Below are 23,624 nucleotides of genomic sequence, written 5' to 3'. Positions count from 1 at the left end.
AGCTCACTCCTCGCGCTCACGGACGCCACCTCTCGTTCGCGACTGCGGGGCTCGCAAGCTCACTCCTCGCGCTCACGGACGCCACCTCTCGTTCGCGACTGCGGGGCTCGCAAGCTCACTCCTCGCGCTCACGCGGCACCCCCGAAAAGCTTGACCTCGTCCGTGCCGTCGGTCTCCGCGAGGGTGACCTTCACGCTCTCGGCCAGCGAGGTCGGGATGTTCTTGCCGACATAGTCGGCGCGGATGGGCAGCTCGCGGTGGCCGCGGTCGACCAGGACGGCGAGCTGGACCGACGCGGGGCGGCCGACGTCGTTCAGCGCGTCGAGCGCGGCACGCACGGTACGGCCGGAGAACAGCACGTCGTCAACGAGGACCACCCGCTTGCCGTCGATACCGCCGACAGGCAGCTCCGTGGGCCCGACCGCGCGGGTGGCGTGCTGGCGAAGGTCGTCGCGGTACAAGGTGATGTCGAGCACGCCGACGGGGACGTCGACCCCCTCGAAGGCGCTGATCCGGGCGGCGAGCCGCCGGGCGAGGGGCGCACCTCGGGTCGGGATGCCGAGCAGCACGGTGTGCTGGGCGCCCTGGGTCTTCTCCAGGATCTGGTGGGCGATACGGTCGACCACGCGCTGCACGTCGGCACTGGCGAGGATCACCTTCACCGAGGGTTGCGGCGCGGTCGTCGAGCGGGCAGCCGGTGAGTAGGCCACGGCGGACCCCCTTTCCCGCCTCACGGGACGGGTCGTTAAAGGACGTCGGAAGACCGGCACGAATCGCAGGGACCGGCCGGGGCTCTGACCACGTTACCAGTGGTCACGGCCCGGACAGTCGCCGGGCGCTGACCCGGCGCTCAGGGCGACGAAATGGGGACAACTCCCGCAGCACTCCCAACGGTAAGGTCACGACCACTTGACCGGCTGTCGCAATCCCCGTACCGTCACGCTCCGTAGCGATCGACGGGAGAACCCCGAGCAGCACTGGGAGTGTCCGAATGCCCTCTGAGTACGCCAAGTCGCTGGGCGCCCGCCTGCGCTCCATCCGCCAGCAGCAGGGCCTGTCCCTGCAGGGCGTGGAGGAGAAGTCGAACGGGCGGTGGAAGGCCGTGGTGGTCGGCTCGTACGAGCGCGGCGACCGAGCCGTCACCGTGTCCCGTCTCGCCGAGCTGGCCGACTTCTACCGCGTTCCCGTCTCCGAGCTGCTGCCCGACGGCAGCGGTGTCCGCCACGAGCCAACCAGCAAGATCGTGCTCGACCTCGAGCGGCTCTACGACGAGGCCTCGGAGGAGCTCGCCTACGTCGCCCGGTACGCTCGGGCGATCCAGCAGCAGCGCGGGGACTACAACGGACGGGTCCTGTCGATCCGCGCCGACGACCTGCGCGCCCTGGCGATCGTCTACGACGCCTCGCCGTCCGGACTGATCGAGCGGCTGACCGAGCACGGTGTGCTCGTCGCCGATCCGCGGGCGTTCTTCGCCTCCTGAGCACCGACGACCGCAAAGGGCCCGTGCCGTCCGCGTCCGGCACGGGCCCTTTCGTCGTCCCTGTCGCGTCGCGCGACGAAGTTCCTGTCGCGTCGCGCGCCGACACAGCTCAGCGGGTCGCGTACTCGGCGATCCGCCCCAGGATTCCGTTGAGGAAGCGTGGCGAGTCGTCGGTCGACATCTGCCGGGCCAGCTCCGCAGCCTCGCTGATCGCCACCGCGTCGTCGATCTCGTCGACGTAGAGCAGCTCGTAGACGGCGATCCGGGCGAGGTTGCGGTCCACTGCCGGCATCCGGTCCAGCGTCCAACCCTCGGCGTAGCTGGCGATCAGCTCGTCGATCCGGTCGAGGTGGCCAGCGACCCCCTCGACCAGGCTGACCGCATACCCCAGGTGCTCCGGGCGCGGCTTCTCGATCCGCTCGACGTAGCCGGCGAGCACCTCGATCGGTGGACGGCCCCGCAGGTCGGCCTCGAAGAGCACGTCCAGCGCCCGCTTGCGCGCCTTGCGGCGCGCCGGCATCTGCTGTTTGGGACCCTCGGCCATCAGGCGCGGCCGAGGTAACGGCCGTCGCGAGTGTCGACCTTGATCTTCTCGCCGGTGGTGATGAAGAGCGGCACCTGCACGGTCGCGCCGGTCTCGACGGTGGCCGGCTTGTTGCCGCCGGTCGAGCGGTCACCCTGGAGGCCGGGCTCGGTGTACGTGATTTCCAGCACCACGCTGGTCGGCAGCTCGACGTAGAGCGGCACGCCCTCGTGGGTGGCGACGATCACCTCGGCCTCGGGTAGCAGGTAGTTGGCCGCCTCACCGACCGTGCCACCGAGGACGGTGATCTGGTCGAACGTCTCCAGGTCCATGAAGACGTAGTCCTCGCCGTCGGCGTACAGGTACTGCATGGTGCGCTTGTCGACTGTGGCGGTCTCGACCTTGGTGCCCGCGTTGAAGGTCTTGTCGACCACCTTGCCGGAGAGCACGTTCTTCAGCGTGGTACGCACGAACGCACCACCCTTACCAGGCTTGACGTGCTGGAACTCGACGACGGCCCACAGCTCACCATCGAGGTTGAGTACCAGGCCGTTCTTCAGGTCGTTGGTGGTGGCCATTTCCTGCCTTGATCATCAATTGGCGGACAGACCTGCCAAGTCTACTAGCAGCGTCGGCGGCGCCCCGCCCGCCACCGTCCACCCGCGGTCACACCGCGCGGCCGGCAACCGACGGGCTCCGCGCCCTCGTCCTGCACGCGCCCGTACCACGACCCGGTGATGAACGGCGCGACGGCGATCGACCGGGCGGGCCCCCGCTTCACGCTCCGCATGGCGCGGCGTGTCCACGACCGGACGTGTCGTGACGTTTCACCGATCAGGCGGAGCGGGCCGCCAGGTGGTGCAGGGCGAGGCGGTAGCCGTCCACACCCAGCCCGCAGATCACCCCGGTCGCCACGGCGGAGACGACGGAATGGTGCCGGAACTCCTCCCGGGCGTGGATGTTGGAGATGTGCACCTCGACCAGCGGGGCACGCAGCATCGCGCAGGCGTCCCGGAGCGCGATCGAATAGTGCGACCAGGCCGCCGGATTGAGCACCACCGCCGCCTCCTCGTCGGCCGCGCGGTGCAGCCAGCCGAGCAACTCGTGCTCGGCGTCGGTCTGCCGCACCGTCACGTCCAGCCCGAGGCCCCGACCGGTCCGCTCGCACAGCTCTACCAGGTCGGCGTAGCTGGTGCCGCCGTACACCGCGGGCTGCCGGGTGCCCAGGCAGCCCAGGTTCGGGCCGTTCAGCACGTACACCCTCATTCGGCGACCTCGCGGTAGGCCGCGGCCAACAGTTCGTCGTCGGGCCCCTCGAGGACCCCCGGGCGAGCCAGACCGTCGAGCACCACGAAGCGCAGCCGGTCGCCCCGGGCCTTCTTGTCGACCCGCATGGTGGCCAGCAGCCGCGGCCACGCGTCGGCGGCGTACCGGGTCGGCAGCCCGAGCGCGGCCACCGCGGCGCGGTGCCGCTCCGCCGTGGCCCCGTCGAGCCGGCCGGCGAGCCGGGCCAGCGCCGCGGCGTACACCAGACCGACGGCCACCGCGTGGCCGTGCCGCCAACGGTAGCCCTCGACCTTCTCGATCGCGTGGGCGAGCGTGTGGCCGTAGTTGAGCACCTCGCGGACACCGGACTCGCGCAGGTCGCCGGAGACCACGTCGGCCTTGACCCGAATCGCCCGCTCGATCAGCTCGCGGGTCACCGGAGCACCCGGGTCGGTGGCCACGGCCGGGTCCCGCTCGACCAGGTCGAGGATGACCGGATCGGCGACGAACCCGCACTTGACCACCTCGGCCAGCCCGGCCGCCAGGTCCACGGTCGGCAGGCTGTCGAGCGTGCCGAGGTCGGCCAGCACCCCCACCGGCGGGTGGAACGCCCCGACCAGGTTCTTGCCTGCGGCGGTGTTGATCCCGGTCTTGCCGCCGACGGCCGCGTCCACCATGCCGAGCAGGGAGGTCGCCACCGGCACCCACCGCACACCGCGCAGCCAGCAGGCCGCCACGAAGCCGGCCAGGTCGGTGACCGCGCCGCCGCCGACGCCGACCACAGCGTCGGTACGGGTGAAGCCCACCTCGCCGAGCCGGTCCCAGCAGGCCGCCGCGACATCGATGTGCTTGCCACCCTCGGCGTCGGGCACCTCGATCGGCAGCGGGGTGACTCCGGCGGTCCGGAGCCGGTCGCCGATCGCGTCGGCCAATTCCTTGAGCGGCGGCGCGTGCAGCACCGCCGCGCGGGTCGCCTCGGGCAGCAGGGCGGGCAGCTCGCCGAGCAGATCGCGGCCCACCAGCACGTCGTACGGCCGCTCGCCGCCGACCGGGATCCGGGTCACCTCGTCCATCGCCGGCAGCCTAGTCCAGCCACGGCCCGCGTCGCCCGCATCGTCCACAGGTAGGGATCACCGGCGCGCCCAGTCGGCGAGCCGCTCCGCGTGGGCGGCCACCTCGTCACGCAGCGCGTCCGGCCGGACCACCGTGAACGGCCAGCCGAGCCCGGCGAGCAGCACCGCCATCCCGTCCAGACGCTCCGCCCGGACCCGCATCAGCACCCCGTCGGCCGTGGCGGACAGCTCGGCCGTGCTGGGCGGCAGGCGGCGCCGGGCGGTTGCCAGGTCGACCGCCAGGAGCACCTCGACCTCGTGTGCCCACGGGACGGCGGCCAGGGACCGGGCCACCTGGGCCACCGGGTCGAAGCCCTTGGGCGCGACGAACGTCTCGTCCCCCGACGTCACCGCGCCGAGCCGATCCAGCCGGAAGGTGCGGACCTCCGCGCGCCGGTGGTCGTGGCCGGTGACGTACCACCGGCCGGCGTGGAAGACCAGCCCGTACGGGTCGAGCTCCCGCTCGGCGGTGTCGCCGGCCCGCGAACGGTGCGTCACCCGGACGCGCCGGCCGTGCCGGGCCGCGTCGGCGAGCGCGAGCAGGGTGTCGGTGGCGGGGCGGGCGGTCGACTCGACGCGACGCAGGGTGAACCCGAGGTGTTCCACCACGGCGGCGAGCCGGTCGGCCAGCGCGGCGGGCAGCACCCGGCGGATCTTGGCGGTGGCGGTGGCGGTGGCCGGCTGCTCGGTGCCGAGGCCGAGGTGGTCGGCGGCGAGCAGGCCGAGCAGGACGGCGACCGCCTCGTCGTCGGTGAGCATCAGCGGGGGGAGCTTGTAGCCGGGGCGCAGGCGGTACCCGCCGTACCGGCCCCGGTCGGCGGTCACCGGAATGCCCAGTTCCACGAGCGTGGCCGCGTACCGGCGGACAGTACGCCCGTCGACGCCGAGCCGCGTGGCCAGCTCGGCCCCGGTGAGCCGGTGGTGGCTCTGCAACAGCTCCAGCAGCCCGAGCACTCTCCCGGCGGGATGTGACACGGCACACTCCTCGAAAACGGGCAGGATCTGTCCGGATTCGATCCTACAGTTGTCGTCCAGACCACGAGATTGGGGATCGCGATGGCGACATTCGTACTGGTGCCGGGATTTTGGCTGGGTGGCTGGGTGTGGCAGGAAGTGACGGCCGACCTGCGCGGACGGGGACACGACGTGTACCCGGTGACGCTCACCGGCGTGGCCGAGCGGGACCACCTGGCCGGCCCGGAGGTCGGGCTGGAGACGCACACCCGGGACGTCGTCCGGCTCATCGAGACGGCGGACCTGCGCGACGTGGTCCTGGTCGGCCACTCCGGTGGTGGGCTGCCGGTGACGCAGGCGGCGGACCGGATCCCGGACCGCGTCGGCCGGGTGGTCTACGTGGAGAGCGGGCCGATGCCCGACGGGATGGCACAGTTCGACAGCAACCCGCCGGAGGAACAGGAGCGGCTGCGAACGCGGATCGGCGACGGCCACCTGCTCCCCCCGCCCGCCTGGGAGCCGACCAGCGACCCGCAGAACCTGGCCGGACTGGACGCCGCCGTCCTGACCCTGCTGCGTCGGCGGGCCACCGGGCATCCATTGCGCGCCGCCACCGATCCGGTCCGGCGCACCGGCGGGCGGGCGGTGCCGACCGCCCTGGTGGCCTGCACGTTCCCGCTCGAGCTGGTGGAACGGATGATCACGCAGCGGCACCCGTTCTTCGCCGGGCTGGCCGGCAGCGACCTGCACGCGCTGCCGACCGGGCACTGGCCGATGCTCAGCGAACCGAAGGCGCTGGCCGGGTTGCTGGATCGGATCGGGGCGGGACAGCCACGGTGACCGGGCGGACGCTCACCGCTTCAGTTGGCCGGCGATCTCGGCGGCGATGTCGGCGGGATCTCGGCCGTCGGTGACCACGGTCGCGGTGGCGACCTCGGCGTACAACGGCCGGCGCTGCTCCATCAGGTGCTTGAGCGTGGCCCGTGGGTTGATCGCGAGTAGCGGCCGGCCGGCGCCGAGGCCCACCCGTCTGACCGCGTCGGGCAGCTCCACAGAGAGGTGCACCACCCGGTGGCCGACGAGGGCGGCGCGGGTCTCCGCGGCGAGGATCGCGCCGCCGCCGAGGGCGAGCACCCCGGAGCCGGCGGCCAGCGCCTCCGACACCGCCGCCCGTTCGAGGGCCCGGAAGCGCGTCTCCCCCTCGTCCACGAAGATCTCCAGGATCGGCTTGCCGGCCATCCGCTCGACGTCGATGTCGGTGTCCCGGAACTCGACGCCGAGCCGAGCGGCGAGCGCCTGCCCGACGGTCGTCTTGCCGGAACCCGGCGCCCCGACAAGGACGCAGACCGGCGCCATCAGCGGATCAACAGAGCGTCGAGGTAGCCGGCGAGGTTGCGGCGCGCCTCGACGACGGAGTCCCCACCGAACTTCTCCACCGCCGCCTCGGCGAGCACCAGCGCCACCATCGCCTCGGCGACGACCGCGGCCGCCGGCACGGCGCACACGTCGGAACGCTGGTTGATCGCGGTGGCCGGCTCGCCGGTAGTGACGTCCACCGTCGACAGGGCCCGGTTCAGCGAGGAGATCGGCTTCATCGCGGCCTTCACCCGCAGCGGATCGCCGGTGGTGATGCCGCCCTCCAGGCCGCCGGCCCGGTCGGTAACCCGCCGAACCCCGGTGGCGGTGGGGATGATCTCGTCGTGCGCCTCGGAGCCCCGCGAGCGTGCCTGAAGCCAACCGTCGCCGATCTCCACGCCCTTGATCGCCTGGATGGACATCAGCGCGGTGGCGAGCCGCGCGTCGAGCTTGCGGTCCCACTGCACGTGGCTGCCGAGACCCGGCGGCACTCCGTAGGCCAGGACCTCGACCACGCCACCAAGCGTGTCGGCGGCCTTCTTCGCCGCGTCGACCTCGGCGACCATCCGCGCGCTCGCCTCCGGGTCCAGGCAGCGCAGCGGGTCGGCGTCGATCCGCTCGGCGTCGGCCGGGGTCGGCCGCAGGCCGGGCTTCGCGGCGACCGACCCCAGCTCCACCACGTGCGAGACGATCTCGACGCCGAGCGCCTGCGTCAACAGTGCCTTCGCCACCGTGCCGACCGCCACCCGGGCGGCGGTCTCCCGGGCGCTGGCCCGCTCCAGAATCGGGCGGGCGTCGGTGTGCCCGTACTTCTGCATGCCGGCCAGGTCGGCGTGGCCGGGACGCGGCCGGGTCAACGGCGCGTTTCGGGCCTGCCTGGCCAGTTCGTCGGGGTCGACCGGGTCCGCGGCCATGACGGTGCGCCACTTCGGCCACTCCGAGTTGCCGATCCGGATGGCGACCGGGCTGCCAAGAGTGACACCGTGCCGCAGACCACCAACGATCTCGATCTCGTCCCGCTCGAAGGACATTCGCGCGCCCCGGCCGTAGCCGAGCCGGCGCCGGGCCAGCTCACCGGCGATGTCCCCGGTGGTCACCTCAACCCCGGCCGGCACCCCCTCGAGCAGTGCGACAAGGGCGGGACCGTGCGATTCCCCTGCAGTCAACCAGCGCAACACAGCGGCCAGTCTGTCACGACCGTTCGCCGTCCACGTGGGGTGGCCGGCCCGTCCCGCCCTGCGGACGCGGCCGTCCGTAGCCGGCCGGCAGACCGGATCACGGCGAACCCGTATGATCATGGACGGAGTGCCGGGAAGCCCGGTCGGCGACGAATCCATCGACTCCTCAGGAGGCACCGGTGCTGCTCTTCGCGTTCGCGACCGTGCTGCTGCTCGCGGTCCTGCTGTCCAGCCTGGCGCACCGGACCATCCTCTCCACCGCGGTGCTCTTCCTGGTCGCCGGTTTCGTACTCGGCCCGGACACCACCGGCGTGCTGGACATCACCGCCGACAGCGAGATCGTCGCCACCCTAGCCGAGCTGGCACTGTTCACCGTGCTCTTCACCGACGGCATGCGGGTCGGATTCGCGGACCTGCGGACGGCGTGGCGGCTACCGGGCCGGGCGCTCGGCTGGGGCCTGCCGCTGACCCTGGCGATCACAGCGCTGCTCGCGCACTACGTGGCCGGCCTGGGCTGGCCGGAAGCGCTGCTGATCGGCGCGGTCCTCGCCCCCACCGACCCGGTCTTCGCCGCAGCGCTGGTCGGCAACGAACGGGTGCCCGGCCGGCTGCGGCACCTACTCAACGTCGAGTCCGGGATCAACGACGGCCTCGCGTTGCCGTTCGTCATCCTCTTCCTGGCGATCGCCGCCAACTCCGACGACCTGCACCTGGACGAACTGGGCACCGAGCTGCTGCTCGGCGTGGTGATCGGGGTGGCGGTGCCATGGCTCGCGCTACGGCTGGAGAGGATGAGGTTCTTCTCCGCCTCCACCCAGTACGAGCCGCTCAACGGGGTGGCGATCGGCCTTTTGGTGCTCGCGCTCGGGCTGGTGACCCACGCCAACCTGTTCCTGGCCGCGTTCGCCGCCGGTATCACCGTCGCCACCTTCGGCGAGCGGCAGCGGGAGAGCTTCGAGCACTTCGGCGAGCTGATCGCCGAGTTGTTCAAGCTCGCCGCCCTGCTGGTCTTCGGCGCGCTGATCTCGGTGGAGTTCCTCGGCGAGATCCACTGGACCGGTTGGGTCTTCGCGGTCCTGGCCATCGTGGTGGCCCGCCCGCTCGCGCTCGCGGTGTCGTTCCTCGGCTCGCACCTGACTCGCACCGAGCAGTTCGCAGCGATGTGGTTCGGCCCGAAGGGCTTCGCCTCGGTGGTGTACGGCCTGCTCGTGCTCCAGGCCGGTATCGCCGCCAGCGACGAGGTGTTCCACCTGGTGGCGCTGACCGTGGTGCTGTCGATCCTGGCGCATTCCTCCACCGACGTGGTGATCGCCCGGATCTTCGAGCCGACGACGACACCGCACTGGTACGAGCGACTCCGGGCCGCCTCGGCGGAACGGCGGGATCGACGGCAGAGCGGCGACCCACGGCCACCGTCGTGACGCGGGTGGCCGTTCGGACCACGAGCCGCGACGTGGCGAAGCCAGCGGTCAGTCGCTCCGCGCCGCGGCCAGGGCGGCGGCCATCGCGTCACGAGGTGCGGGTACGCCGGTGAACTGCTCGAACTGGCCGACCGCCTGGGCCAACAGCAGGTCGAGACCGGAGACGATCCGGCAGCCGGCGGACTGCGCGGCGGCGGCCAGGGCGGTCGGCCACGGATGGTAGAGGGCGTCGAAGAGCACCGTGTCCGGGCGCCAGGCCACGGCGGCGGCGAGCGGGTCGGCGACGCCGGCCGGCACGGTCGAGATCACCACGTCGGCGGCACACCACGTGGCGGCCTCGTCCCACGGCGCCCCGGCCAGCGGTACTCCCACCGCCCGGGCCACCGGGCGCAGTTCGTCGATCGCCACCGCGCGCCGGGCCACCACGGTCACCGTGCGGGCCCGCAGTCGCGCCGACGCGGCGACCGCCGCCCGGGCGGTGCCGCCGGCGCCGAGCACGGTCATCTGGGCGCCCGGGCCCACGCCGGCCGCGGTCAGCACCTCGACCACGCCGGCGATGTCGGTGTTGTCCGCGTACCAGCTGCCGTCCGGCCGTCGTACCAGCGTGTTGGCCGCGCCGACGGCGGCGGCGGCCGGTGACGCGGCGGCCGCCACCGCGAGTGCCGCCTCCTTGCCCGGCATGGTCACCGAGAGCCCAGCCCACTCCGGGCCGAGACCGGCGACCAGTTCGGGCAGTTCCCACTCCGCGCACTCGAACCGGGAGTACGACCAGCCGTTCAGACCGGCCGCCGCGTAGCCGGCGATGTGGATCAATGGGGAGAGGGAGTGCGCGACCGGCTTGCCGACCACCGCCGCCCGCCGTGCGACCGCCATCAGAGGACGCCGTTCTCCTTGGCCTTCTCGATATTGCGGTTGTGTTCGGCGTCGGTCACCGCGAAGGCCGAGTGGCCCTCCTTGTCGATCGCGACGAAGAAGAGCCACTTGCCCTCCGGCGGGTTCATCGCGCCTTCCATCGCCTGCTTACCCGGATTGTTGATCGGGGTCGGCGTCAGCCCGGCTTGGGCATGGGTGCTGTACGGGTTCTCCGCGTCGTAGAGCTCCGCCCGCGTCATGTCCTTCGAGGCCTTGGTCTCCTTCCCGGTCAGCTCCCAGTAGTAGTTGACCGAGACGTCGAACTGCAGGCAGTCGCACGGGAAGGTGCCGCTGTAGACCCGGTTGTACGCGACCCGGGCGATCTTGCCCAGATCGTCGGCGTTGCCCGCCTCGGCCTGGGCCAGCGACGCGACGATCAGCGCCTCGTACGGGCTGATCTTGCGTTCCTTCTGCACCCGGTCAGCGAACTGGATCTCGTCGGCGACGGCGAGGAAGTTCTCCACCATCAGTGAGAGCATGCCCTCAGCCGTCGGAGTGGGTGGGACCTCGTACGTGTCCGGGTAGAGGAAACCCTCGACAGACTTCGCCGACTTCTTGCCGTCGTCCCGGTTGAACCACCAGTCCGGCACGCCGAGCGCGACTGGATCCTTCGCCGCGGCCTCGAAATCCCCGACCGGGATCTTGGTCTTCTCGGAGAGCAACCGGTAGACGTTCTTGGCGGTGCGCCCCTCGGGGATGGTGACCGTGTTGGTGACCTTGTTCGTCAAGTCCAGCAGCGCAGCGACGGCGCTCTCGCCGCTCATCTGCCTGCGCAGCTTGTACACGCCCGGCTGGATGTTCGTACTGAGAGGGTCGTCCTCCGCCGCCTCGACGAACGCCTTGGTGCTCCGCACCACGTCCGCGTCGTAGAGCGCGACCGCCATGTCGGCGATCAGAGCGCCCTGCTTGATCTCGACGTTCACCTCGCCCGTGCCGGTGCCGGCGTAGTCGGGCGTGACGAGGTAGCTCTGGATCCGCTCGAAGCCGTAGAAAGCGCCACCTCCGATGCCGCCGAGCAAAACGAGGGCCAGCAGCAGGGCCAGGACGGTCTTGCCGCGCCCACCGCCCGACCCACCCTTGCGCTTGCGGACGTAGCTGCGCCGATGCCGGCCCTTCTCCCCCCGTTCCCGCTCATCGAACCCGAGGTCCAGATCGTCGATCATCCTGTCCGCCTCCGCTGCCCATCCAGCCAGCTCTGCAGAATCTCCACCGCAGCGACCTGGTCGACCACCGCACGCTGTCGTCGTCCCCGGACACCACGCTCCGCAAGCCTACGAGACGCCACGACGGTGGACATCCTCTCGTCGGAGAGCGTCACCGGCACGGGCGCAATGACATCGCCCAACCGGGCGGCATACGCCGTTGCGTGGACAGCGGCCGGACCCTGCTTTCCGGCAAGGGTCACCGGAAGCCCGACGACGACCTCGACCGCTTCGTGTTCCACGACCAGTGCGGCCAACTCTGCGATGTCACTGGGAACCGCGTCGGGTGCCGCGGTGCGGTCACGGGCCAGCGTGACCAGCGGCGTGGCCAGCACACCGTGCGGATCCGACCGGGCCACCCCCACCCGGACCTGACCGACGTCCACGCCAAGCCGGACTCCTCGGGACAGTTCAGTCACCGACTGTAACCCCCGGGTCGGAACGGGCCAGGGCGGACCACATGGTCCGCCCTGGCCACCCACGGTCGACGCCTCACGTCTCGGCGACCGCCTTCTCGACGGTGAGCAGCAGGTTGGCGGCTTCCGCAGCCGGCAGCCCGCCGCCCTGGGCCAGGTCGGGGCTGCCCCCGCCACGGCCGGAGAGGGCCGCCTTGACGAGGTCGGCCGCCGACAGGCCACGGCTACGGGCCGCCGGGTTGACCGCCACCACCAGCGACGCCTTGCCGTTGGCCCGCGCGGCCACCGCGACCACGGCCGGCCGCACCGGGTCGATCTTGCCGCGGATCTCCTGGGCGAGGGTCCGCACGTCGTTGCCAGCCGCGCCCTCCGGGGCCTCGGTGCCGACGTACGCGATTCCGCGCACGTCCCTGGCCTGCGCCGCGAACGCCGCCGCCCCGCCGAGCACCAGCTGGGCCCGCAGCTTCTCCAACTCCTTCTCGGCGTCGCGCAGCTGGCTCACCGTCTGCTCGACCCGGTCGGCCACCTGGTCGCTGGGCACCCGATACAGCTCGGCCAGGCGGGAGACCAGCAGATGCTCGCGGGCAAGGAAGTCGAACGCGTCCATCCCGACCAGTGCCTCGACCCGGCGGACACCGGACCCGATGGACGACTCGGACAGGATCTTCACCAGGCCGAGCTGGCCCGACCGGGCCACGTGGGTGCCGCCGCACAGCTCCCGGGCGTAGTCGCCGACCTCCACCACCCGCACCTGCTCACCGTACTTCTCGCCGAACAGCGCCATCGCGCCGATCCGCCGCGCCTCCGCCAGCGAGGTGACGAACGCGTGCACCTCCAGGTCGGCCAGGAGCACCTCGTTGACCTGCTGCTCGACGTCACGCAGCACGCTCGGCGCCACCCCGGTCGGGGTGTTGAAGTCGAACCGGAGCCGGCCCGGCGCGTTCAGCGAGCCGGCCTGGGTGGCGGACTCGCCGAGGACGTTGCGCATGGTCTGGTGCACCAGGTGGGTCGCGGTGTGCGACCTGGAGATCGCCCGCCGGCGACTGGTGTCGATCTCGGCGAAGCCAGCCTCGCCGGTACGCACCTCGCCCCGGAGCACCCGGGCCCGGTGCACGATCAGCCCCGGCACGGGCTGCTGCACGTCGAGGACCTCGACCTGGCCACCAGCCACGGTGATCATGCCAAGGTCGGGCTGCTGGCCACCGCCCTCGGCGTAGAACGGGGTGACGTCGAGCACCAGCTCGACCGTGTCCCCCTCGACCGCCGCCCGGCGCGGACCGTCGGTGCCGAGCACCGCCCGCACCGTCGCCTCGCGGGCGACCTCGTGGTAACCGGTGAAGGTGACCGGGCCGCCCTCGTCGAGCACCCCGCGGTACGACGAAAGGTCGGTGTGGCCCGTCTTGCGCGCCTGCGCGTCAGCCTTCGCCCGAGACCGCTGGTCGGCCATCAGCCGGCGGAAGCCCTCAGAGTCGACCTGAAGTCCCTGCTCGGCCGCGATCTCCAGAGTGAGATCGATCGGGAAGCCGTACGTGTCGTGCAGCTGGAAGGCCTGCTCGCCGGTGATCGCCGCCTTGCCGGCCGTGCGGGTCTCGGCGATGGCCGTGTCCAGGATCGTCGTGCCGGCGCGCAGCGTGGCGAGGAAGGCGTCCTCCTCCGCGTACGCGTACTGCGAGATGCGGTCGAAGTCGGTGGCCAACTCCGGGTACGACGGCGCCATGCAGTCCCGGGCCACCGGCAGCAGCTCGGGCAACGCCCGGTCCTGCCAGCCGAGCAGTCGTACCGCCCGGATCGCCCGACGCATGATGCGGCGCAGCACGTAGCCACGCCCCTCGTTGCTCGGGGTCACCCCGTCACCGATCAGCATCAGCGCGGTGCGCACGTGGTCGGCGATCACCCGCAGCCGCACGTCGTCGGGGTGTGACTCGCTGGCCACGTGCCCGGAGCGCGCGCCGTACCGCCTGCCGGTCAACTCCGCAGCCCTGGCCAGGATCGGCCGAACCTCGTCGATCTCATACAGGTTGTCCACGCCCTGCAGGATCGACGCCATCCGCTCCAGGCCCATGCCGGTGTCGATGTTCTTCGCCGGCAGCTCGCCGAGGATCGGGTAGTCCTCCTTGCCGGTTCCCGGGCCGCGCTCGTACTGCATGAAGACGAGGTTCCAGAACTCCATGTAGCGGTCCTCGTCGACCGCTGGGCCGCCCTCACGGCCGTACTCCGGCCCCCGGTCGTAGAACAGCTCCGAGCACGGGCCGCACGGGCCGGGGATGCCCATCGACCAGAAATTGTCCACCTTGCCCCGGCGCACGATCCGCTCGGCCGGCACCCCCACCGACCGCCAGATCTCGTACGCCTCGTCGTCGTCCAGGTAGACGGTCGGCCAGATCCGCTCCGGATTCAGCCCGAAGCCGCCCGCCTCGGTTGGCTTGGTCACCAGGTCCCAGGCGAGCGGGATCGCGCCGTCCTTGAAGTAGTCACCGAAGGAGAAGTTGCCGTTCATCTGGAAGAACGTGCCGTGCCGGCTGGTCTTGCCGACCTCGTCGATATCCGGCGTACGGATGCACTTCTGCACACTGACCGCCCGCCGATAGGACGGGGTCTGCTGGCCCAGGAAGTACGGGACGAACTGCACCATGCCCGCGTTGACGAACAGCAGGTTCGGGTCGCTGATGGCGGGCAGCGGAGCGGACGGCACCACGGCGTGACCGTTCGCCTCGAAGTGCGCGAGGTACCGCCGCTTGATCTCCGCCGTCTTCATCGCTGGTGTTCCTCCGGGAAAATCTCTCGGTCGCCGACGCGCGGGTCCTCCCGCAGCTCGGCGAACTGGTCGTCGAACGTCTCGCCCTGGGCGAATGCCTCGTGGATTTCCTGCTCCCGCTCGGCCATCCCGATCCGGACGTCCTCCACGAAGCTACGCAGCGACTCGACCAGGCTGCCAGCGGATTCCGACAGCCCACTCGCGATCCCGGCCGGCGTGTACGCCTGCGCGGTCCGGGTGGCCTTGCGGACCACCACCACGCCGACGGCCAGCCCGATGCCGAGCCAGAACAACCGCCTCATGCTCTCATCCTCCTGGTCGCCCCCGTCCGGGGTCAGCCCTTGCCGCGCCGGGCGGCCCGCCGCTGCTGCTTGATGGTGTCGCGGACCTCGCGCTCGGTCTCGGCGTGCCGGCGGGCGGCAGCGGCCCTGCGCACGCCGTAACCGAAGGCGGCGACCTTGACCAGCGGGTTAGCCGCGGCTGCGGAGACGACGGTGGCGAGGTTGGCCACGTTGGCGGTGACGTTCTGCGCGTGGCTGGTCATGGTGTCGACCTTGGCGAGTTGGAGGTTGACGCCGTCCAGCGAGGTCTGCACCTGCTCCAACGCGGTGTTGACGTTCTTCACGGTGGTGTTGACGTCGCCGAGCAGCGGCGCGGTGCGGTCGTTGAGGTCGTTGATCATCCGGGTGGTGGCGTCCACCGTGTGCCGTAGCCGCAGGATGGGCAGTGTCAGGATCAACACCAGTATCGCGAACGCGATCGCCGCGATCAGCGCCGCGACCTCTCCAAAGTCCACGCCTGTCCTCCTCGAGCCGAATCCGCGGCCCCGGGCCGTACCGGAACGCCGCGACCGTCGTACGACAACCATGCCGCCCGCCCCCAGGGACGAACAACGGGAGCAGGCAGGACTGCCAGCCCCAGACCCTACCGTCCGTGCTGAAAAACGACTCAGGACGGTGAGGGTGTCAACTCACCGAGCGGGTCCTCACTCAGCGTCGGGAAGGGATCCTCACCGGTCAGCGACGGGTCGGTGCTCGGCTGTGGCCGCGTGCGGTCGTCGTCGATCGCGTTGCGGACCTTCACCGACACCAACGAGCCGGTGCACTCCTTCGCTGCGGTCGACGGATCCGGCGACGGCACCACCGCCGGCTCGCCGTCCACCGGCGGCGGTACGCAGGTGGGCGGGCGCACCCAGAGGTCAAGAGTCAGCTCGTCCTGGCGCCAGCAGGTGTAGCTGCCCTTCTCCTCCTGTTCCGGGCAGCGCTCCACCTCCCACCGCCGCCAGCCGTCCCGCGCCAGCGCCGCCTCGTACACCTGGGCGGTCTCCTCCGGCGTCCCGTCGGACTCAAGGGTGCGCTCCCGCAGCCGGCAGTCGAGCAGACACCAGCGGCTGCCGCTGACGTCGTCGACCGTCTCGACCGCCGCCCAACTCGGGACGTCCAACCCGTCGAGGGTGTCGAAGACCGGGTCACGGCTCAGCGCCCGCATCCCGAAGAAGAGCGGGACCGCACCGAGCAGCACGATGCTGACCAGGACGAGGACACCCAGTCGCAGTCGCCGGCGCTCGCGCATCCGCCGGCGCAGCTCCGAGCGGGCCCCGCCCGATCCACTCGGCGCGGTGGCATCGTCGGCCGCGGGCTCGGTGGGGCGCCGCGATGGCGGACCGTCCGGTGGGCCGGCGGTCGCCGCCACCGGGGCCACGACGGCAGCGCGGGCGAGCGCCGGCTCGGACGGCCGCACCGGTGGCACGCCGGACGGCTCCGGGCGACCGGGTTCCCGTTGCGGTGGCAGCGCCCGACCGGGCGGCCGCTCGTCCGGCCCGGACCGCGGTCCGGCCGGTCGCGCCACCCCTGCCGCCGGGCGCGGGCCACCAGAGGTCGGTTCCGGCCGGCCACCGTCGGCCGGGGCGCCCCCGGGGTGGGCCACGCCAAGCGGGTTTGCTGCGCCGCGTGGACCGCCCGGACGAGCGACGCCCGGCGTCGGGGTCGGGGTCGGGCCGGACGGGCTGCCCGGCGTACCACCGGGACGAGCGGCGCCGGGAGGTGTCGGGCCGCCGGCGGCGGGCCCGGTCGGTGGTGCCGGGACGCCGGGGCGAGGCGGGGAGGCAGCGCCCCGGACCGGGCCGGCGTCCGGACGTGCGGGCGCGTGCGGCGGCCTGGCCGGTCGGGCATCTCCGTCGGCGGTACGGGAATCGCCCGGGCCACCCCGGGCAGCGGCCGGCTGCCGGTCGGGGCCCGTGGCGCCGGCTGGGCCGTCCGGTGGACGTGGCCGGTCCGGGGTGACCGGTCCAGCGGGCCGCGCCGCCCCGCGGGCGGCAGCCGGCCCGGCGGGGGCGCCGTCAGCCGGGCGGGCACGGCCCACCCGCGCCCGACGGGTGTCCACACCATCGCGGGGCGGGTCGAACCCGGGGCGGGGCCCGTCGGTGATCGCACGCCCGGCATCGGGGTTCGCAGCGCGGCGTCCGGCCGGCGGGCCAGGCCGCGGCGCCACCGGCGAGCCGGGCGGAGTCGCCGGACGGTCGAGGGTCCGCAGTTCGGGATCGGTGTTGTGTGGGGTGCGGCCGGCCTGCCGCAGCCAGTCGGCCGGGCGCTCCGGCCGGGCCCGCTGGCCACCGGCGGCCAGCCGGCCGTCGTCTCCGTCACCAGCACGACGTGGGGAGGCGGGCACATCGGCCGGCCCCGGGACACGGGGCGTGCCATCCTCCGGAGCGGCACGCCGACCACGCACCGCACCATCAACGTCCTCCGGAGCGGCACGCCGACCACCGGTTGGCTGGCCGTCCTCCCGTCGGGTCCGGCGCCCGGCGGTGGGGTGGGCCAGGCCGGCCGGGTCTCCGGCGGGCCGCCGCTCACCGCTCTCGCCCGGCACCTGCCGCGCCGGGCCGGGGACCGACCTGGCCGGTGCTTCGCCGCTTGCCCGCCAGCCGGCGGGCGGCGTCAGGACCGGCACCGGCGGGGCGTTGCCGCTACGCGGTACGACCGGTTCGTCGGCGTCACCGGCCGGGTGACGGGTAGGACCGGCCGCTGGCGGGCGGCTCGGCGCCCGACCGCGACCGGTCGCGTCGGGCAGCACCCCGGGCACGTGCCCGGGGTGCTGCCCGACGTCCGGTGGCATACCGGGGGCTCCGACTCCACGGCGCGTCGGGCCGGGCCGGGAGTCCGTGTCACCGACGGGCGGCACGGCCGGACCGGGTCGGGGCGCCCGGGTTCCGGAACCAGTCAGGTCGCCGGACCGGTTGGGGTCGGTCACGGCCGCGCGGGCCGCCGGGCGCCGGCCGGGCGGCGCGGCGGCTGGCGCGGGAACGGTCTGGGCGGCCGGCCCTGCCTGGGCGCTGGGCGGGGCACTCACCGGAGCGGACGGCCCCGCGTCCAGAGCGGCCGCGCCACGGGCAGGCGGCGGCCCGGGCTGAACTCGCGGCCCCGTGAGCGGCCCACTCGACGCACCAGGGCGCGGGGCGGTCACCGACGGTGGTCCCGGTGAGCCGGCCGGCGGCGCGGGTTGCGGCCGAGGTGCCGGTGCGGCTGGCCCGGAGACCGGTCGCGCGCGCTCCGGCCCCTCAGGCCCCCCCGGCGGCCGTCCGGATGTACGGCGCCCCGGCTGGTCCGGACGGACGGGCGGACGGGGATGCGGCCCGGCGGGCGGGGTGTCACCCCGACGCACCGGACCGGACGGCTCCGGGCCTTCGGGCCACGGGCCCGGGGCGGGCCGCGGTGGCTCCGCCTCGCCGCGACGCACCGGCGGGGTGGCCGCCGAAGCGCGCGGCGGCCCATCGGGTCCGGCGTGTTCCGGCGGCTTCGGGGGGTGGACCGGCCCGTCTCCCGGGCCCAGGTCCGTACGCTGCGCTTTGGCCGTACGAAGGTCGTCGATCCAGCCCAGCTCCTCGCCGCTGATCGGCTCCTCCGGCTCGGCCTCGGCCTTGCCCCGCCCCCAGCGACGGCCCTTGGGGCGCCGCCCTTCGGCGCCGCCCTCGGGTCGCTCCGCCCCACGCGACTTCACTGGTGCCCCTCCTCGGCCGCGTTCCTACCGCCCTCGTGCGCCCCGCCGTCGTCTGCCCGCCTGGGTCGACCGCCGCTGCCGGTCGCACCACCGACGGGCGCCGCCTCCGGCGAGTGGGCGGCTGGGGCGGGCAGCCCCCGGACAATCCGGCGCAGCAGTGGCAACCGGTCGGCCACGGTCCGCTCGGCACCGTGCTGGCTCGGCCGGTAGTAGTTGGTGCCGACGAGGTCCTCGGGTACGTACTGCTGGGTGACCACGCCCCGCTGGTCGTCGTGCGGGTAACGGTAGCCGGCTCCGTGACCGAGGCCCTTCGAGCCGGCGTAGTGCGCGTCGCGCAGCCCACGCGGCACCGGCCCGCCGCGTCCGGACCGGACGTCCGCGAGGGCGGCGCCGAGGGCGCTGGTCGCCGAGTTGGACTTGGGCGCGGTCGCCAGGTGGATCACGGCCTGGGCGAGATTGAGTTGGGCCTCGGGCAGACCGACGTACTCCACCGCGTGGGCGGCGGCGGTGGCCACGCCGAGCGCTCCCGGGTCAGCCATGCCGACGTCCTCGCTCGCGAAAATGACCAGGCGGCGGGCGACGAACCGGGCGTCCTCCCCGGCGACCAGCATCCGGGCCAGCCAGTGCAGCGCCGCATCCACGTCGGAGCCGCGCATGCTCTTGATGAACGCGCTGATCACGTCGTAGTGCGCGTCGCCGTCGCGGTCGTAGCGGACCGCGGCGGTGTCCACCGCCTGCTCGGCGGTGGTCAGCGCGATGCGGCCGGCACCGACGGCGGACGCCGAGGCGGCAGCGGCCTCCAAGGCGGTCAGCGCCTTGCGAACGTCTCCGGCGGCGAGCCGGACGAGGTGCTCCTCGGCCTCGGGCTCGAGGGTGAGCGCGTCGCGCAGACCACGCTCGTCGGCGACCGCACGGCGGAGCAGTTCGCGCACCGCCGCGTCGTCGAGCGGCTGAAGGGTGAGCAGTACGCACCGGGACAGCAGTGGAGAGATGACCGAGAAGTACGGGTTCTCCGTCGTGGCGGCCAGCAGCGTGACGGTCCGGTCCTCGACCGCGGCGAGAAGCGCGTCCTGCTGGGTCTTGCTGAACCGGTGTACCTCGTCGATGAAGAGCACCGTCTGCGCACCTCCGGCACGGCGCTGCCGGCGGGCGGTCTCGATGACGGCACGGACGTCCTTGACCCCGGCGTTCAGCGCCGACATGGCGACGAAGCGGCGATCGGTGGCGCGGGCCACGAGGTGGGCGATGGTCGTCTTGCCGCTACCCGGTGGCCCCCAGAGAACGATCGACATCGGGGCGGCGCCGGAGACGAGCTGGCGCAGCGGGGCACCGGGCGCAAGGAGGTGTTCCTGACCGACCAGCTCGTCGAGGCTGGTCGGCCGCATCCGGACGGCCAGCGGCGAATCCGCCCCGGCCGGAATGAAGCCGTCCACGCCGACGGGACCCACGGGCGCGGCGGGGCCTGCGAGCGTGAAGAGGGCGTCGGTCTCCATCACGGGAACAGTACCGGGCTCGGCCGGTGACGCCAGAACCAGCGCCACGGGCCGAGCCCGGAACGAAGCGCCGGCCGGACCGGGAGTGATCGGTCGCGGTCAGCCCCGGCCGGGACGCGTCGGCCCTAGTACCAGCGGCCCCGGCCGCTGCCCGACCCGCGGCCCACTCCGGCGAGGTGCAGGGCGAGCAGGAGGAGCCCGAGGAGACACCGAGGGTGTTCCACAGTTGAACGGTGGCTGGGCGGGGATCACCGTGGACAATGCCTTGGTCGGACGGCAGGCCCCGCTCTCGGTGGCCGGCCACGCGCGTACGTCCGACCTGCCCTGTGGCACGACGGGATGCCCCGCGGCTGGCGGCGCGACGGCACGGTGGGCTGGCTGCTTTCCACACCGCAGGGCACGACCGGCAGGGCGACCGGCGCGCCCGGCCGGCGGTCGACGTCTTGGCCGGTCTCGTCGCGGAGGGCACGCTCGCCCCGGGTCGGTGGCTGCACCTGCCCCGGCTCGGCCCGGGGCTCCTCGGCCGCCACCTCGTCGTGGTGCGGCGCGGGAGTGGTACCTCCTGGGGACCACCACGCCCCCGCCCGGGCAGCCGGAGCAGCCGGTGGTCCGCCTCACCGACGCCGACCACCCCGCACTGGGCTCGCTGATCGACGAGGTGCCGCAGCCTCCGCGTCAGCCAACTCGGCGCCACCTGATTCCGGCCCGCGGTCGGGGCGGGCGGGATCGGCCGACGTGGCGTTGGTCGGCGGGCGCCAGCCGCCGGCCGCCCGCCAGACGGGCAGGTAGAACAGCGCGGCGGCAGCCAGCACCACCGCGCCGAACAGCATCGCGGTGGGCACGCCCGCGCGGTCGGCGACCATGCCGAGCAGCACCCCGCCGAGGGCGGCGGACGGCATCCCCACCATCGACGTCAGCGAGATCACGCTGGTCCGGTGCGGCCCGTCGACCTGGCGGTGCACGAGCCCTTTGTAGACGGAATTGGCACCACCGTGCATGGCGTAGCAGGCGAAGTAGGCGAGCAGCACGCCGACCGGGCCGGCCAGCAGGCCCATGCCGACCACCGCGACGCCCTGTACGACGTGCAGCAGCATGGCGACGGGCGCCGCACCGAGCCGGCGGGTCAGCAGTGGGGTGAGCGCGGCGCCGCCGGCCGAGACCAGCCAGGCCACCGTACTGCCCGGCCCGAGCAGCGCCGCGGCGCGATCGGCGTCGCCGACGACCTCGGCGAGGCGTACCGGCAGCAGGTTCTCGAAGGTGACCATGCCGAAGCCCCAGAAGATCTCGACTGCCACCAGGGCGGCCAGTACCCGGGACCGGCGCAGCAGGCGGAACGCCTGACCGAGCATGCTCGGCGCCGCCGCGACCGAGGATCGCAGCGCCCCGGCACCGGCGGCCGGACGGGTCTCGACCAGCAGGGTCAGCAACGCCAGCAGCGACACCAGCTGGAACACCACGGCCACCAGGACCGGCGTGGTGAGGGCGGTGACCGGCCCGACCGGGCCGAGCGCGACCAGGCCGCCGCTGAGCAGCGCACCGGCGGCGATGCTGAGGCCGAGCACCGTACCACCCTGGGCCAGCCCCTTCTCGTACCCGGCGTCCGGGTCGGCGGCGAGGGTGCTGTCGACGTACCATGCCTCCAGGGGACCGCTGTCCAGGGCCCGGTAGACGCCCTGTACCGCCCAGACGGCCACCAGCAGCGCGAAGGTGTCGGCCACCACGAGCAGGCCGGTGGCGGCGAGGTTGACCAACGCGGCGACGATCAGCAGCGGCCGCCGACCGATCGCGTCGGCGAGGCCGGCGGTCGGTAGTTCGAGGATGAGGACGAGCAGGCCCTGCGCGGCGGCGGCCAGGCCGATCTGGGTCAGCGACAGGCCACGCTCCTGCATGAGCAGGATGGTCACCGGGATGACCAGCCCGACCGGCAACCAGCGCAGACCGTGCAGCACGAGGTAACGCCGCCGGACCTGACGGGCGGTGAGGGGCATCGTCACTCCTCCACGCGGGGGAAGGCGGACAGGAAGACGAACACGTCGCGCTCGTCCGCCCCGTCCGCTGTCGATTCGTCGCGGTACCGCAGGACGACCTGCCGGAGTTCCTCGTTGAGGGATCGCAGGCGAGCGGGATCGAGGCGCAGCACCATGTCGCCGATGGAGGCGGCTTCCCGCCACGGCCGGGGCAGGTCCGGTGCGGCCTTCAGCCACCGCTCGGTCTGCTCCGCCATCCACCGGACCCAGTTGGCCTCGATCCACGCCACCGCGGCCCGGGCGTCCGGGTCGTCGTCGAAGTCGGTGGCGCCGAAGCGGCTGACGTCGTGGGCGGCCCGCCACCACCGCTGACGACCCGTGCCGAGGTCGGGTTCCTCGACGACGAGCCCTACGTCAGCGAGTTGCCGGAGGTGGTAGCTGGTGGCGCCGGTGTTGGTGTGCAGCTTCGCGGCCAGCCGCGTCGCGGTCGCCGGGCCGTCCATCCGCAGCAGCCCGAGCAGTCTTAGCCGCAGCGGATGAGCCAGCATCCGCACCTGGCGACCGCCCAACTGGACCGTCCGGACGGCCGTTCGCTTCGCCGGTGTCTCTGCCACACATGCACGATAATTGTGCACGGTAGTTATGCACAATAGTTGTGCACATCTTTCCTGTCGTGGCACCCGGCGCTGCGGACGCGGTCAGGACAGAAGTTCGGTGATCCCGCGCAGGCGGGTGGCGAGCAGGCCGGCCGCCCGGGTCGAATCGAGGCGTACCTCGGTGGGACGGAGCAGCCCAGACCCTGCGCTGGTGGTTTGCAGGCCCGCGGGATCGAGGCCGAGCCTCGCGGCGACCAGCAGGCCCAGCTCGGCGCGACTGACCGCCTCCGGGCCGGCCACGTTCAGCGGCCCGGACACCTGGGAGTCCACCAGTTCCAGGACGGCGGCGGCCAGATCGACCACGTCGACCGGGCAGCGGACCTGGTCGGTGAACAGGGCGACCCGGCCGGCGAGAGCGTCGCGGCAGAGCTGGACCTGCTTGCTCCCCTCCCCCACGATCAGCGAGGTCCGCACCAGCACCGCGCCCGGATCGATCGCCCGCACGGCGGTCTCGGCCGCCGCCTTCGCCGCCCCGTACGCGAAGACCGGTGTGGGCGGCTCGTCGTCGGGGTACGGCGACGGACGCCCGGCGTGCAGAGCATCGCTGGACAGGTGCACCAGCCGCGCCCCCACCTCGGCGGCGGCGTACGCGACGTGGGCGGCGCCGTCGGCGGTGACCGCCCAGTCGGCGTACCGGTAGGCGGTGGCGACCACGGCGTCGGGGCGCACCTCGGCGAGGAGCGCGCGCACGGCGGAGCGGTCGGTGACGTCCAGCCGGCGCGCGTCGACGCCCGGCACTCCGACGAACCCGGCGTGGCAGGTCCCGACCACCCGCCGTCCGGCCGCCGCCTGCCGGCACACCTCGCGGCCGAGAAACCCGCTGCCCCCCACGACGAGCACGGTCACCCCGCCACCCCTCCTCGCACCGAGCCGACTTGGTTGATCATGAAGCTAGCGGAGCCGACACGCCGTGTCGAGACCCGTCAACCTCATGATC

Annotated in this window: 23 protein-coding genes; 4 read left to right on the top strand and 19 right to left on the bottom strand. The window is 73.0% G+C overall.

Annotated elements, in window-relative coordinates; translation table 11 throughout:
• Positions 1 to 128: 128 nt before the first annotated feature.
• On the bottom strand, positions 129 to 710 hold the full coding sequence (gene pyrR / locus QTQ03_RS02475) for a bifunctional pyr operon transcriptional regulator/uracil phosphoribosyltransferase PyrR (protein WP_289276521.1): 582 nt from the start codon (positions 708 to 710) through the stop codon (positions 129 to 131).
• Positions 711 to 991: 281 nt separating this feature from the next.
• Between pyrR and bldD the strand changes: the two genes are divergently transcribed.
• A complete protein-coding gene (gene bldD / locus QTQ03_RS02470) occupies positions 992 to 1,480 on the top strand; it encodes a transcriptional regulator BldD (protein ID WP_091436620.1) in 489 nt (162 codons plus the stop codon).
• Positions 1,481 to 1,589: 109 nt separating this feature from the next.
• Here bldD and nusB read toward each other — a convergent pair whose 3' ends face one another.
• From nusB to QTQ03_RS02445, 5 genes are all read right to left on the bottom strand, one after another.
• Entirely contained in the window at positions 1,590 to 2,000 is a 411-nt protein-coding gene (gene nusB / locus QTQ03_RS02465) for a transcription antitermination factor NusB (RefSeq protein ID WP_289280642.1), read from the bottom strand.
• Positions 2,001 to 2,023: 23 nt separating this feature from the next.
• Entirely contained in the window at positions 2,024 to 2,581 is a 558-nt protein-coding gene (gene efp / locus QTQ03_RS02460) for an elongation factor P (protein WP_289276520.1), read from the bottom strand.
• Between the two features lie 256 nt (positions 2,582 to 2,837).
• Positions 2,838 to 3,269, bottom strand: coding sequence for a type II 3-dehydroquinate dehydratase (gene aroQ, locus QTQ03_RS02455; RefSeq protein ID WP_289276519.1), 432 nt, complete (start codon positions 3,267 to 3,269; stop codon positions 2,838 to 2,840).
• Positions 3,266 to 4,342 carry a 3-dehydroquinate synthase gene (gene aroB, locus QTQ03_RS02450; protein ID WP_289276518.1) on the bottom strand — a complete coding sequence of 359 codons (1,077 nt, stop codon included), beginning with the start codon at positions 4,340 to 4,342 and terminating at the stop codon, positions 3,266 to 3,268. Before aroB ends, aroQ begins: the two co-directional genes overlap by 4 nt.
• A 57-nt stretch (positions 4,343 to 4,399) precedes the next feature.
• A complete protein-coding gene (locus tag QTQ03_RS02445; RefSeq protein WP_289276517.1) occupies positions 4,400 to 5,356 on the bottom strand; it encodes a helix-turn-helix transcriptional regulator in 957 nt (318 codons plus the stop codon).
• Between the two features lie 81 nt (positions 5,357 to 5,437).
• On the opposite strand from QTQ03_RS02445, the gene QTQ03_RS02440 reads away from it, so the two are divergent.
• Entirely contained in the window at positions 5,438 to 6,175 is a 738-nt protein-coding gene (locus QTQ03_RS02440; protein WP_289276516.1) for an alpha/beta fold hydrolase, read from the top strand.
• Positions 6,176 to 6,187: 12 nt separating this feature from the next.
• Here QTQ03_RS02440 and QTQ03_RS02435 read toward each other — a convergent pair whose 3' ends face one another.
• Both QTQ03_RS02435 and aroC read right to left on the bottom strand, forming a co-directional pair.
• Positions 6,188 to 6,691, bottom strand: a complete 504-nt coding sequence (locus QTQ03_RS02435; protein ID WP_289276515.1) for a shikimate kinase — start codon at positions 6,689 to 6,691, stop codon at positions 6,188 to 6,190.
• A complete protein-coding gene (aroC, locus tag QTQ03_RS02430) occupies positions 6,691 to 7,869 on the bottom strand; it encodes a chorismate synthase (RefSeq protein WP_289276514.1) in 1,179 nt (392 codons plus the stop codon). The genes QTQ03_RS02435 and aroC overlap by 1 nt, the downstream gene beginning before the upstream one ends.
• Positions 7,870 to 8,048: 179 nt before the next feature.
• On the opposite strand from aroC, the gene QTQ03_RS02425 reads away from it, so the two are divergent.
• Entirely contained in the window at positions 8,049 to 9,290 is a 1,242-nt protein-coding gene (locus tag QTQ03_RS02425; RefSeq protein ID WP_289276513.1) for a cation:proton antiporter, read from the top strand.
• A 48-nt stretch (positions 9,291 to 9,338) separates the two neighbouring features.
• Here QTQ03_RS02425 and QTQ03_RS02420 read toward each other — a convergent pair whose 3' ends face one another.
• From QTQ03_RS02420 to QTQ03_RS02385, 8 genes are all read right to left on the bottom strand, one after another.
• Positions 9,339 to 10,163 (bottom strand): shikimate dehydrogenase, encoded by an 825-nt coding sequence (locus QTQ03_RS02420; RefSeq protein ID WP_289276512.1) that lies wholly within the window; start codon positions 10,161 to 10,163, stop codon positions 9,339 to 9,341.
• Positions 10,163 to 11,365 carry an endolytic transglycosylase MltG gene (gene mltG, locus QTQ03_RS02415; protein ID WP_289276511.1) on the bottom strand — a complete coding sequence of 401 codons (1,203 nt, stop codon included), beginning with the start codon at positions 11,363 to 11,365 and terminating at the stop codon, positions 10,163 to 10,165. The genes QTQ03_RS02420 and mltG overlap by 1 nt, the downstream gene beginning before the upstream one ends.
• Entirely contained in the window at positions 11,362 to 11,823 is a 462-nt protein-coding gene (gene ruvX, locus QTQ03_RS02410; protein ID WP_289276510.1) for a Holliday junction resolvase RuvX, read from the bottom strand. The genes mltG and ruvX overlap by 4 nt, the downstream gene beginning before the upstream one ends.
• Positions 11,824 to 11,896: 73 nt before the next feature.
• Positions 11,897 to 14,575 carry an alanine--tRNA ligase gene (gene alaS / locus QTQ03_RS02405; protein ID WP_289276509.1) on the bottom strand — a complete coding sequence of 893 codons (2,679 nt, stop codon included), beginning with the start codon at positions 14,573 to 14,575 and terminating at the stop codon, positions 11,897 to 11,899.
• Positions 14,572 to 14,877: a hypothetical protein gene (locus QTQ03_RS02400; RefSeq protein WP_289276508.1), complete on the bottom strand. Its 306-nt coding sequence runs from the start codon at positions 14,875 to 14,877 to the stop codon at positions 14,572 to 14,574. The genes alaS and QTQ03_RS02400 overlap by 4 nt, the downstream gene beginning before the upstream one ends.
• A 32-nt stretch (positions 14,878 to 14,909) precedes the next feature.
• Positions 14,910 to 15,371: a DUF948 domain-containing protein gene (locus QTQ03_RS02395; protein ID WP_289276507.1), complete on the bottom strand. Its 462-nt coding sequence runs from the start codon at positions 15,369 to 15,371 to the stop codon at positions 14,910 to 14,912.
• Positions 15,372 to 15,523: 152 nt separating this feature from the next.
• Positions 15,524 to 16,147: a hypothetical protein gene (locus QTQ03_RS02390; protein WP_289280641.1), complete on the bottom strand. Its 624-nt coding sequence runs from the start codon at positions 16,145 to 16,147 to the stop codon at positions 15,524 to 15,526.
• Between the two features lie 2,420 nt (positions 16,148 to 18,567).
• Positions 18,568 to 20,064: a replication-associated recombination protein A gene (locus QTQ03_RS02385; RefSeq protein ID WP_289276506.1), complete on the bottom strand. Its 1,497-nt coding sequence runs from the start codon at positions 20,062 to 20,064 to the stop codon at positions 18,568 to 18,570.
• A 326-nt stretch (positions 20,065 to 20,390) separates the two neighbouring features.
• Here QTQ03_RS02385 and QTQ03_RS02380 point away from each other — a divergent pair, with 326 nt between their 5' ends.
• Complete coding sequence (locus QTQ03_RS02380) at positions 20,391 to 20,714, top strand: hypothetical protein (protein ID WP_289276505.1); 324 nt, start codon at positions 20,391 to 20,393, stop codon at positions 20,712 to 20,714.
• Here QTQ03_RS02380 and QTQ03_RS02375 read toward each other — a convergent pair.
• The 3 genes from QTQ03_RS02375 to QTQ03_RS02365 all read right to left on the bottom strand — a co-directional run bounded on the left by QTQ03_RS02375 (position 20,679) and on the right by QTQ03_RS02365 (position 23,533).
• Positions 20,679 to 22,052, bottom strand: a complete 1,374-nt coding sequence (locus QTQ03_RS02375) for an MFS transporter (RefSeq protein WP_289276504.1) — start codon at positions 22,050 to 22,052, stop codon at positions 20,679 to 20,681. The two genes, QTQ03_RS02380 and QTQ03_RS02375, sit on opposite strands and share 36 nt — an antisense overlap.
• Before the next feature lie 2 nt (positions 22,053 to 22,054).
• On the bottom strand, positions 22,055 to 22,579 hold the full coding sequence (locus tag QTQ03_RS02370; protein WP_289280640.1) for a winged helix-turn-helix domain-containing protein: 525 nt from the start codon (positions 22,577 to 22,579) through the stop codon (positions 22,055 to 22,057).
• A gap of 150 nt (positions 22,580 to 22,729) precedes the next feature.
• Positions 22,730 to 23,533, bottom strand: a complete 804-nt coding sequence (locus tag QTQ03_RS02365; RefSeq protein ID WP_289276503.1) for an SDR family oxidoreductase — start codon at positions 23,531 to 23,533, stop codon at positions 22,730 to 22,732.
• Positions 23,534 to 23,624: the final 91 nt, after the last annotated feature.

Origin of the sequence: Micromonospora sp. WMMA1363 (genome assembly GCF_030345795.1) — a bacterium.
Lineage (GTDB): Bacteria > Actinomycetota > Actinomycetes > Mycobacteriales > Micromonosporaceae > Micromonospora.
The sequence above is the reverse complement of the archived record's forward strand: the minus strand, read 5'-3'. Positions and strand labels throughout refer to the sequence as shown.

Excerpts from the sequence above, each read along its gene's own strand:
- mltG (WP_289276511.1), bottom strand. The coding sequence starts at position 11,365 with ATGATCGACGATCTGGACCTCGGGTTCGATGAGCGGGAACGGGGGGAG.
- nusB (WP_289280642.1), bottom strand. The coding sequence starts at position 2,000 with ATGCCGGCGCGCCGCAAGGCGCGCAAGCGGGCGCTGGACGTGCTCTTC.
- QTQ03_RS02390 (WP_289280641.1), bottom strand. The coding sequence starts at position 16,147 with ATGCGCGAGCGCCGGCGACTGCGACTGGGTGTCCTCGTCCTGGTCAGC.
- QTQ03_RS02440 (WP_289276516.1), top strand. The coding sequence starts at position 5,438 with ATGGCGACATTCGTACTGGTGCCGGGATTTTGGCTGGGTGGCTGGGTG.
- QTQ03_RS02435 (WP_289276515.1), bottom strand. The coding sequence starts at position 6,691 with ATGGCGCCGGTCTGCGTCCTTGTCGGGGCGCCGGGTTCCGGCAAGACG.
- aroQ (WP_289276519.1), bottom strand. The coding sequence starts at position 3,269 with ATGAGGGTGTACGTGCTGAACGGCCCGAACCTGGGCTGCCTGGGCACC.
- QTQ03_RS02385 (WP_289276506.1), bottom strand. The coding sequence starts at position 20,064 with ATGGAGACCGACGCCCTCTTCACGCTCGCAGGCCCCGCCGCGCCCGTG.
- QTQ03_RS02400 (WP_289276508.1), bottom strand. The coding sequence starts at position 14,877 with ATGAGGCGGTTGTTCTGGCTCGGCATCGGGCTGGCCGTCGGCGTGGTG.
- QTQ03_RS02420 (WP_289276512.1), bottom strand. The coding sequence starts at position 10,163 with ATGGCGGTCGCACGGCGGGCGGCGGTGGTCGGCAAGCCGGTCGCGCAC.
- aroB (WP_289276518.1), bottom strand. The coding sequence starts at position 4,342 with ATGGACGAGGTGACCCGGATCCCGGTCGGCGGCGAGCGGCCGTACGAC.
- bldD (WP_091436620.1), top strand. The coding sequence starts at position 992 with ATGCCCTCTGAGTACGCCAAGTCGCTGGGCGCCCGCCTGCGCTCCATC.
- QTQ03_RS02370 (WP_289280640.1), bottom strand. The coding sequence starts at position 22,579 with ATGCTGGCTCATCCGCTGCGGCTAAGACTGCTCGGGCTGCTGCGGATG.
- efp (WP_289276520.1), bottom strand. The coding sequence starts at position 2,581 with ATGGCCACCACCAACGACCTGAAGAACGGCCTGGTACTCAACCTCGAT.
- alaS (WP_289276509.1), bottom strand. The coding sequence starts at position 14,575 with ATGAAGACGGCGGAGATCAAGCGGCGGTACCTCGCGCACTTCGAGGCG.
- QTQ03_RS02375 (WP_289276504.1), bottom strand. The coding sequence starts at position 22,052 with ATGCCCCTCACCGCCCGTCAGGTCCGGCGGCGTTACCTCGTGCTGCAC.